The organism is Streptococcus mitis, from assembly GCF_005844455.1.
In the GTDB taxonomy this organism is placed as follows: Bacteria; Bacillota; Bacilli; order Lactobacillales; family Streptococcaceae; genus Streptococcus; species Streptococcus mitis_BF.
Genome location: NZ_SPGF01000066.1, coordinates 1 through 9822 on the forward strand (window position 1 = coordinate 1; position 9822 = coordinate 9822).

Consider the following 9822-nt stretch of genomic DNA (forward strand, 5'->3'; position numbering starts at 1 on the left):
ACCGCACTTATGAACAAATTGCGGCTGATTTTGGCATTCACGAAAGCAACTTAATCCGTCGGAGTCAATGGGTTGAATCAACTCTTATTCAAAGTGGTTTTACGATTTCAAAAACTCATCTTAATGCTGAGGATACGGTGATTGTGGATGCAACAGAGGTAAAAATCAATCGTCCTAAAAAAATCAACTAGCCAATTATTCTGGTAAAAAGAAATGTCATGCTATGAAGGCTCAGGCGATTGTCACAAGCCAAGGGAGAATTGTTTCTTTGGATATTGCAGTGAACTATTGCCACGATATGAAGTTGTTCAAAATGAGTCGCAGAAATATCGGACAAGCTGGTAAAATCTTGGCAGACAGTGGTTATCAAGGACTCATGAAGATGTATTCACAAGCGCAAACTCCGAGGAAATCAAGCAAACTGAAGCCACTAACTCTTGAAGATAAAGCCTATAACCATGCGCTATCCAAAGAGAGAATCAAGGTTGAGAATATTTTTGCCAAAGTAAAAACGTTTAAAATATTTTCAACAACCTATCGAAATCGACGCAAACGGTTTGGATTACGAATGAATTTGATTGCTGGAATTATCAACCGTGAACTAGGATTTTAGTTTCGCAGGAAGTCTAATAGAAAAATCCCGTCTCATGACAGGATTTCTCTATTCTTTTTTGGTTTCTTGATGAAAGATATTTTGCCAAGTTTCGTGGCGACGCCAGATACTGGTATGGACGATACCATCTAACTCATAGCAGATGAGTTTTGTCTTCTGACTGATGGAAGTAATCTGGATGTCCTTGATAGCTGAATTCAACTCTTTTTCGGCTTTATAAGCTTCTTTATCCATCTGATCTCCATCCTGACGAATATAGATAAAATCGTCTGCCAAGAGTTCTTCCAGTTGATTTCCTTGGTCAATCAATTGCTCGCGCATCAGCAATTTTTTGTAGACATTGTCTAAAATCTCATCCTCAGGGATAGGTGCTGGCTCGATATGGACATCGGTATCAAAGACTCCAAAACGCTCTTCCAGCATAGACTCGACCTGATCCGCAATCTCGTGACTTTCATAAACTGACAAGTCAGGATTCATCTCCAGCGTGATATCCAGGTAAATATTGCTACCGTAGGTGCGACCTCTTTGCGACTTAACCTTGTTGATTTTGGGAATTTCCATGATAGCCTTTTGATAGTCCTCAAGCAGACGGTCGTCGAAACCATCTGAAAGACTAAAGGAAGACTCGATGAAAATATCATAGGCGGTCTTCAAAATAAAGAAAGTGATGATGATAGCGACCAATTTATCCACGATAGGATAGTTGAAACTGCTGGCTAGGATAGCAATGGAAGTACCAAGTGAGGTGACTGCATCGGAAAGATTATCTTTAGCTGCTGCCTTTAGGGCTTTGGAGTTGGATTTCTTGCTGAGGCGTGTGTTATAGAGATAAACGACAAACATAACCGCCGCAGAAATGATTCCTAGAAATGCTCCCAGAGGATCGATAATCGTTTGTTCCCGACTGAGGATTTTCTGAATGGTGTCCCGAAGCACATCAAAGCCAACGTAAAACATGATGATGGAAGTGATCAAACTAGCTAAATCTTCAATCTTCCAGTGTCCAAAGCGGTGGTCACGGTCTGCAGGCTGGCGCGCCATCCGAATCCCAATCAAGAGGGCCACATTTCCAATGATGTCCGAGACGTTGTTAAAACCATCGGCCACCAAACTGGATGAATGAAGAAGATGGCCAGTAGCCAATTTGGCCGCAGACAAGAGCAGGTAGGTCGAAATGCTGATAATGGCCCCACGCTCAGCTAACTTGAGATTTGAGATAGATTGCTTCATTCAACTTCCTTTCTAGTCACATAGCATTCTACCATTATACTGGTTTTCAAGGGAAAATTCAAATAAGGCAGTTTTTACTCTTTGAAAACTTTTCAAAATTTGGTATAATAGTACTACTCAAGGGAGTAGCTGGCAGAAACCTGTGATAGTGTCGTCATTCCGAATTGTGTACTGCAAAGTACACCTTCCGGCCCTATCTTAAACAGCGAGACTTGTTATGATTAACAAGTCTCTTTTTGTTTGTTAAAAAAACAAAAAGAGAACTTGTTTTGCACACAATGTCAAGGAGGAGACGCATGTCAAAAGAACAAAAACGCCAAGCGTTTTATACTCAAAGTCCTGAAGAGGTCTTGAAGTCAGTTGAAGCAACTGAGCAAGGCCTTTCGTCAAGCGAAGCGCAAAAACGCCAAGCTGAATATGGACGCAATGAACTGGAAGAGGGTGAGAAAAAATCTCTCTTGGTTAAATTCATTGAACAGTTTAAGGATTTGATGATTATCATCCTAGTTGCCGCAGCTATTTTGTCAGTCGTGACTTCTGGTGGGGAAGATATCGCAGATGCCATTATCATCCTAGCTGTGGTTATCATCAACGCTGCCTTTGGTGTTTACCAAGAAGGAAAAGCAGAAGAAGCTATCGAAGCTCTCAAGTCTATGTCTAGTCCAGCTGCTCGCGTTATTCGTGATGGGCACATGGCTGAGATTGATTCCAAAGAATTAGTGCCAGGTGATATCGTAGCTCTCGAAGCAGGTGATGTAGTTCCAGCAGATCTACGTTTGCTAGAAGCCAACTCTCTTAAAATCGAAGAAGCAGCCTTGACAGGTGAGTCTGTTCCAGTTGAAAAAGACTTGACAGTCGAGCTCGCTGCAGATGCTGGTATTGGTGACCGTGTCAATATGGCCTTCCAAAACTCAAACGTGACTTATGGTCGTGGTCTTGGTGTTGTTGTCAATACAGGTATGTATACTGAAGTGGGTCATATCGCTGGCATGCTCCAAGATGCTGATGAGACGGATACACCTCTTAAACAAAACTTGAACAACCTTTCTAAGGTCTTAACCTATGCAATTTTGGTTATTGCCCTTGTTACTTTTGTAGTTGGAGTCTTCATCCAAGGCAAAGATCCACTTGGTGAGTTGATGACCTCTGTTGCGCTTGCTGTTGCAGCCATCCCAGAAGGACTCCCTGCTATCGTGACGATCGTTCTTGCCCTTGGTACTCAAGTTTTGGCAAAACGAAACTCTATCGTTCGTAAGTTGCCAGCAGTTGAAACGCTTGGTTCGACTGAGATCATCGCTTCTGATAAGACTGGTACGCTTACCATGAACAAGATGACAGTCGAAAAAGTCTTCTATGATGCGGTTCTACATAACTCAGCTGATGACATTGAACTAGGTCTTGAAATGCCACTACTTCGTTCAGTTGTCTTGGCAAATGATACTAAAATTGATGTGGAAGGCAACCTGATTGGTGACCCAACTGAAACAGCCTTTATCCAATATGCCCTGGACAAGGGTTACGATGTCAAAGGTTTCTTAGAGAAATATCCTCGTGTAGCTGAGTTGCCATTTGACTCTGACCGTAAGCTCATGTCAACGGTTCACCCATTGCCAGATGGAAAATTCCTTGTAGCGGTCAAGGGTGCTCCAGATCAACTCTTGAAACGTTGTGTTCTTCGCGATAAGGCTGGGGATATTGCTCCGATTGATGAGAAAGTTACAAACCTCATTCATACAAACAACTCTGAAATGGCCCACCAAGCCTTGCGTGTCCTTGCAGGTGCTTATAAGATTATTGATAGCATTCCAGAAAATCTCACTTCTGAAGAGCTTGAAAATGATTTAATCTTCACTGGTTTGATTGGGATGATTGACCCTGAACGTCCCGAGGCTGCTGAAGCTGTTCGTGTAGCCAAGGAAGCTGGCATCCGTCCAATCATGATTACAGGTGATCACCAAGATACAGCAGAAGCCATCGCTAAACGTTTGGGAATCATTGACGCAAACGATACAGAAGGCCATGTTTTAACAGGTGCTGAACTCAATGAACTATCGGATGAAGACTTTGAAAAAGTGGTAGGTCAATACTCTGTTTATGCCCGTGTTTCTCCAGAACACAAGGTTCGTATTGTCAAGGCATGGCAAAAACAAGGTAAGGTCGTTGCCATGACAGGTGATGGTGTTAATGATGCGCCAGCTTTGAAAACAGCCGATATCGGTATCGGTATGGGAATCACTGGTACAGAGGTTTCTAAGGGTGCATCTGACATGATTCTTGCGGATGATAACTTTGCGACCATCATCGTTGCAGTTGAAGAAGGGCGTAAGGTCTTCTCAAACATTCAAAAGACCATTCAGTACCTACTTTCTGCCAATACTGCTGAAGTATTGACCATCTTCCTATCAACCCTCTTTGGTTGGGACGTCTTGCAGCCAGTTCATCTCTTGTGGATCAACTTAGTAACGGATACCTTCCCAGCTATCGCTCTTGGTGTTGAACCTGCTGAGCCAGGTGTTATGACCCATAAACCACGTGGACGTAAGTCAAGCTTCTTCTCAGGTGGGGTCATGAGTTCCATTATCTATCAAGGTCTCCTTCAAGGTGCCCTCGTCTTGACTGTTTATGGTCTTGCCCTTCTTTACCCAGTTCATGTGGGTGACAATCAAGCTATCCACGCTGATGCTCTTACTATGGCCTTTGCAACACTTGGTTTGATTCAGCTCTTCCATGCCTACAATGTGAAATCCGTCTACCAATCCATCTTGACAGTTGGTCCATTCAAGTCTAAGACCTTCAACTGGTCTATCTTGGTATCCTTCATCCTTCTTATAGCAACAATTGTCGTAGAACCGCTTGAAGGAATCTTCCACGTAACCAAACTAGACTTGTCACAATGGGGAATCGTTATGGGCGGAAGCTTCTCAATGATTATTATCGTCGAAATTGTTAAGTTTGTCCAACGTAAACTTGGCTTTGATAAGAATGCGATCTAAGGAGGTTTCGGATGTCAGCTTATCAACTACCGACCGTATGGCAGGATGAAGCTAGTAATCAAGGAGCCTTTACGGGACTAAATAGACCAACAGCAGGTGCATGTTTCGAACAAAACTTGCCAAAAGGAGAACGGCCTTTTCAGCTTTATTCACTGGGAACACCAAATGGTGTGAAGGTTACTATCTTATTGGAAGAATTACAAGAAGCTGGTTTCGAGCAAGCGTCTTACGATTTGTATAAGATTGCTATTATGGATGGGGATCAGTTTGGTTCAGACTTTGTAAAGCTCAATCCAAATTCAAAGATTCCAGCCTTGTTAGACCAGTCAGGGACTGAAGAAGTAAGAGTCTTTGAGTCTGCTCATATTCTTCTTTACCTTGCTGAGAAATTTGGAGCCTTTCTACCAAGTAATCCTGTGGAAAAGGTAGAAGTTTTGAATTGGTTATTCTGGCAAGCAGGTGCTGCACCTTTTCTAGGTGGGGGATTTGGATATTTCTTTAATTATGCTCCTGAAAAATTGGAATATCCAATTAATCGTTTTACGATGGAAGTGAAACGCCAGTTGGATTTATTGGATAAGGAATTGGCTCAGAAACCTTATATTGCAGGCAATGACTATAGATTGCAGATATTGCTATCTGGTCTTGGTATGGACAGTTAGTTCAAGGAAAACTTTACCAAGGTTCTGCAAAATTCCTGGATGTCTCAAGTTACCAGAATTTAGTAAACTGGGCAGAAAAAATTGCCAATCGTCCAGCTGTTAAGCGTGGCATGGAAGTAACTTATAAAGAAATTAAATAGCAAAAAAGTCATCTTCGGATGGCTTTTTGCTACAGTTGAGGGAAAGGGCTTGCAGTTATCGGCTTTTATGATATAATTGCTATAATATAGTAAACATCAAGAGGAGTGTGAGGATGTGGAAAAGAAAATTGTGAAGGATATTTTGTTTTTATCTCAGGTGTCTCAACCTGCAAGTCAGGAAGACCTGTATCTTGCCAGAGATTTACAGGATACGCTTTTAGCAAATCGTGAGACCTGTGTTGGGCTGGCTGCCAATATGATTGGGTTGCAGAAGCGCGTGATTATCTTTAATCTTGGCTTGGTTCCCATTGTCATGTTTAACCCAGTGCTCCTGTCCTTTGAAGGACCTTATGAGACAGAAGAAGGCTGTTTATCCTTAACAAGTGTGAGACCAACTAAGCGTTATGAAACTATAAGGGTTTCCTATCGTGACAGCAAGTGGCAAGAACAAACCATTACCTTGACAGGCTTCCCAGCACAGATCTGCCAGCATGAACTGGATCACTTGGAAGGACGAATCATTTAGGAGGAAAGTAAATGAAACGGATAATCTTTGAACTTATTTTTATCGCAACGACCTGGTATATCTTTTTACCGCCCCTTAACCTGACCAGCTGGGAATTTCTCTTCTTCCTCTGTGGGCATTTGCTGGTTGTAGCAATCTTATTTGGCTTTGGCAAGGGGATAAACCTTGTCAAAACGGTTCATGTGCGCCACGGAAAGGCGGAAGCTGCCTTAAATTTTGAGGGTTTCAAAATCAATCGGTTAGGGAAAATTCTTTTAGCTTCTATTGGAGGAATTCTGCTCCTGGCAACTTTGGTTTCCTTGGTGACTTCTAGTATTTTTCAGGCTGAAAATTATGCCAATGTAGTTACGGTTACGGAAAAAGAGTTTACTGAATTTCCTAAGAGTGACACCAGTAAGGTTCCTATCCTAGATAGAAGTACTGCTGAAAAAATTGGCGACCGCTACTTGGGTTCTCTAACGGATAAGGTATCGCAGTACGTGGCGGCAGATACCTATACTCAACTAACAATCGACGGGAAACCTTATCGAGTTACACCGCTAGAATATGCAGACCCTATCAAATGGTTTAACAATCAAGCCAAGGGAATCGGTGAGTATATCAAGGTGGACATGGTAACTGGGAATGCGGATTTGGTGGATTTGAAGACACCAATCAAGTATTCAGATTCGGAGTATTTTAACCGTGATGTCAAACGTCACCTGCGCTTGAAGTACCCAACCAAAATTTTCAAAACTCCATCTTTCGAGGTGGACGATGAGGGCAATCCTTTCTATGTAGCGACGGTTTACCAAAAGCAATTTGGACTTGCGGTTCCTCGTCCTGTTTCAGTCATTATCTTGGATGCCACAAATGGAGAAACCAAAGAATACAGCTTGGCAGATGTTCCAGAATGGGTGGACAGGGTTTATCCAGCTGAGGAAACCATCGAGCAAATCAACTATAATGGTAAGTACAAGGATGGTTTCTGGAATGCCATGATTTCCAAGAAAAACGTGACCCAGACAACCAAGGGATATAATTACTTGTCTATCGGCAATGACATTTATCTCTACACAGGTGTGACGTCAGCCAATGCGGATGAGAGTAATCTTGGTTTCATCCTTGAAAATATGCGAACAGGAGAAATTACCAAGTACAGCCTGGCTTCTGCGACCGAAGAATCGGCCCGTGAATCAGCAGAAGGTGCTGTCCAAGAGAAATCCTACAAGGCAACCTTCCCAATCCTCATCAACCTCAATGACAAGCCTCTCTACATCATGGGCTTGAAGGACAATGCTGGTCTGGTCAAAGAGTACGCCCTGGTAGACGCAGTCGAGTACCAAAATGTTATCGTAGCTACGACAGTGGAAGAGCTGCTCAGTAAGTATGCCAATAAAAACGACCTTGAAATTGATAATGCAACAACTGAAGGCATCAAGGGTGTGGTAGCAGACCTCAAATCAGCTGTTATCAAGGGAGACACCGTCTACTTCTTTAAAGTTGATGGTAAGATTTACAAGGTCAAGGCCTCTGTATCTGATGACCTTCCTTACCTTGAAAATGGTAAAACCTTTGAAGGTCAAGTAGGAAAAGACAATTATCTCAAGACTTTTAAAGTACAATAATACTCTTCGAAAATCTCTTCAAACTACGTCAGCTCTATCTGCAACCTCAAAACAGTGTTTTGAGTAGCCTGCGGCTAGCTTCCTAGTTTGCTCTTTGATTTTCATTGAGTATAAAAATAGGTTTCTTCATAAAGTATATGTTATAATAAGGTAAATTAAGACTAATGGAGGACAAACAAATGGGGGTTTATTTGATGGTTGCTTCAATGCTACTTGGCTTGTTCGCTTTGAAGATAGGTTTTTCTCAGTTCAAGGAGAAAAAAGATAAATTCTTATCTATCTTAACAAGCTTAGCCGGCACAGCCCTTGTTCTCGTGGCTATCTGGTTAGGATGGCCGAAATAAGCAAAGAAACCTCGGTCAAACCGAGGTTTTTCAGATGAATTTCTTGGTAGTAGCTAAAAAATATGCTACACTATCAATATGAAAATTTTAATCCCAACAGCAAAAGAAATGAACACAGACTTGCCGAGTATCGATGCAAATCCTTTAAGACCAGAAAGTCAGGCCGTGCTTGATTCCTTGACCCTCTATTCTGCTAGTCAACTGGAGAGTTTTTACAAGGTATCGGCTGAGAAAGCGGCGGAAGAATTTCAAAATATTCAGGCTTTGAAAAGGCAAACTGCTCAACACTATCCAGCCTTGAAACTATTTGATGGGCTTATGTATCGCCATATCAAGCGAGATAAATTGACAGAGGCAGAACAAGCCTATCTTGAAAATCATGTCTTCATTACCTCGGCTTTGTATGGCGTTGTTCCAGCCTTGTCACCTATGGCACCTCACCGTTTGGATTTTTTGATGAAATTAAAAGTCGCTGGTAAGACTTTGAAGAGCCATTGGAAGGCTGCCTATGATGAGGCCATGAATGGTGAAAATCTAATTTTCTCCCTCTTGTCGTCAGAGTTTGAGACCGTATTTTCTAAGGAAATCAGAGAAAAGATGGTGACCTTCAAATTCATGGAGGACAAGGGTGGTCAGCTGAAGATTCATTCAACAATTTCCAAGAAAGCGCGTGGGACCTTCCTAACAGCTCTGATAGAAAATCAAGTACAAACAGTGGAGGAGGCTCGTCGCTTAAGCTTTGCAGGATTTGTCTACCGAGAAGACTTGTCCCAACCACAGGAATTGGTTTTTGTAAAGGAAGTATAGAAGATAGAAGAAAAGAGTCGGGGACAAAAGTCTAACCTTAAATATAAAAAGCGAACAAGCTAGTCTTCTGAGTGTCAGAAAAGTAGTCTTGTTTGCTTTTATTATGTTAGTTACTTGATAGCATTAACCAAGTCTTGAGCTTGTTTTTCAAGTGAGTTTAGGACGGTTTCGTCAAGGACCAATTTTCCGTCTGCCCAGGCAGAGTCGTTAACATGTGCAGCAGTGAAATCGCCAACGATTTGTGTACGGATAAATGGCAAGAGGTCTTTGTATATAGCGAAAAGTTGATCGTGACCTGCATTGGCTACAGATGATACGGTGACAAACTTATCTTGAAGGGCAGAAGCGCCACGTGTATCAGACAAGTCAAGGGCACGAGATAGCCAATCAAGCAAGTTTTTCACTGTACCAGGGATAGAGAAGTTGTAGACTGGAGAGAAGATCCAGATGGCATCCGCAGCGAGAACCGCTTCACGAGCAGCCGCTACAGCTGGATGAGTTGGAACTTCCAAATCTTGGCTAAAGAGAGGAAGGGCTGAGTAATCAAGATAGCTAACTTCCGCTTTACCAGCAAGTGCTTTCTCAGCTTCAAGGGCCATTTGGTGGTTAAAAGAACCTTGACGTAGTGAACCGACGATAAATAATATTAGACTTCCTGCGAAACAAAATATGGTACAATAGTTCTATGAATTATGAAGCAAGCAAACAATTAACTGATGTACGATTTAAGCTCCTTGTTGGTGTTCAGCGCACTACTTTTGAAGAGATGTTAGCTGTGTTAAAAACAGCTTATCAACATAAACATGCAAAAGGTGGACGGACCCCTAAGTTAAGCTTAGAAGATCTCCTCATGGCTACTCTTCAATACATGCGAGAATACCGCACTTATGAACAAAT

The 9822-nt window shown here is 42.2% G+C and carries 7 protein-coding genes and 3 pseudogenes; 8 read left to right on the plus strand and 2 right to left on the minus strand.

The genetic code is table 11. The features are described 5' to 3' along the window. Positions 1–613: pseudogene (locus FGQ53_RS10160) on the plus strand (IS5 family transposase); the annotation flags it as partial. A 48-nt stretch (positions 614–661) separates the two neighbouring features. On the opposite strand, the gene mntE reads toward FGQ53_RS10160, so the two are convergent. Beyond that, complete coding sequence (gene mntE / locus FGQ53_RS10165; RefSeq protein WP_138338465.1) at positions 662–1846, minus strand: CDF family manganese efflux transporter MntE; 1185 nt, start codon at positions 1844–1846, stop codon at positions 662–664. Positions 1847–2142: 296 nt separating this feature from the next. Between mntE and FGQ53_RS10170 the strand changes: the two genes are divergently transcribed. The 6 genes and pseudogenes from FGQ53_RS10170 (at position 2143) to yaaA (ending at position 8925) form a co-directional block, all read left to right on the plus strand. Beyond that, on the plus strand, positions 2143–4839 hold the full coding sequence (locus tag FGQ53_RS10170; protein WP_138338467.1) for a cation-translocating P-type ATPase: 2697 nt from the start codon (positions 2143–2145) through the stop codon (positions 4837–4839). An 11-nt stretch (positions 4840–4850) separates the two neighbouring features. Continuing rightward, positions 4851–5641, plus strand: a pseudogene (gene yghU, locus FGQ53_RS10175) (glutathione-dependent disulfide-bond oxidoreductase). Between the two features lie 115 nt (positions 5642–5756). Next, positions 5757–6167: a peptide deformylase gene (locus FGQ53_RS10180; RefSeq protein ID WP_138338469.1), complete on the plus strand. Its 411-nt coding sequence runs from the start codon at positions 5757–5759 to the stop codon at positions 6165–6167. A gap of 11 nt (positions 6168–6178) precedes the next feature. Beyond that, positions 6179–7774 carry a hypothetical protein gene (locus FGQ53_RS10185; RefSeq protein ID WP_138338471.1) on the plus strand — a complete coding sequence of 532 codons (1596 nt, stop codon included), beginning with the start codon at positions 6179–6181 and terminating at the stop codon, positions 7772–7774. Positions 7775–7953: 179 nt separating this feature from the next. After that, complete coding sequence (locus FGQ53_RS10195; RefSeq protein WP_171019138.1) at positions 7954–8118, plus strand: YczI family protein; 165 nt, start codon at positions 7954–7956, stop codon at positions 8116–8118. A gap of 78 nt (positions 8119–8196) precedes the next feature. Further along, a complete protein-coding gene (yaaA, locus tag FGQ53_RS10200; RefSeq protein ID WP_138338476.1) occupies positions 8197–8925 on the plus strand; it encodes a peroxide stress protein YaaA in 729 nt (242 codons plus the stop codon). Positions 8926–9035: 110 nt separating this feature from the next. On the opposite strand, the gene FGQ53_RS10205 is transcribed toward yaaA, so the two are convergent. Beyond that, positions 9036–9572 carry an NADPH-dependent FMN reductase gene (locus tag FGQ53_RS10205; protein ID WP_138338479.1) on the minus strand — a complete coding sequence of 179 codons (537 nt, stop codon included), beginning with the start codon at positions 9570–9572 and terminating at the stop codon, positions 9036–9038. A 38-nt stretch (positions 9573–9610) separates the two neighbouring features. Here FGQ53_RS10205 and FGQ53_RS10210 point away from each other — a divergent pair. Continuing rightward, positions 9611–9822: pseudogene (locus FGQ53_RS10210) on the plus strand (IS5/IS1182 family transposase); the annotation flags it as partial.

Excerpts from the sequence above, each read along its gene's own strand:
- mntE (WP_138338465.1), bottom strand. The coding sequence starts at position 1,846 with ATGAAGCAATCTATCTCAAATCTCAAGTTAGCTGAGCGTGGGGCCATT.
- FGQ53_RS10170 (WP_138338467.1), top strand. The coding sequence starts at position 2,143 with ATGTCAAAAGAACAAAAACGCCAAGCGTTTTATACTCAAAGTCCTGAA.
- FGQ53_RS10185 (WP_138338471.1), top strand. The coding sequence starts at position 6,179 with ATGAAACGGATAATCTTTGAACTTATTTTTATCGCAACGACCTGGTAT.
- FGQ53_RS10195 (WP_171019138.1), top strand. The coding sequence starts at position 7,954 with ATGGGGGTTTATTTGATGGTTGCTTCAATGCTACTTGGCTTGTTCGCT.
- yaaA (WP_138338476.1), top strand. The coding sequence starts at position 8,197 with ATGAAAATTTTAATCCCAACAGCAAAAGAAATGAACACAGACTTGCCG.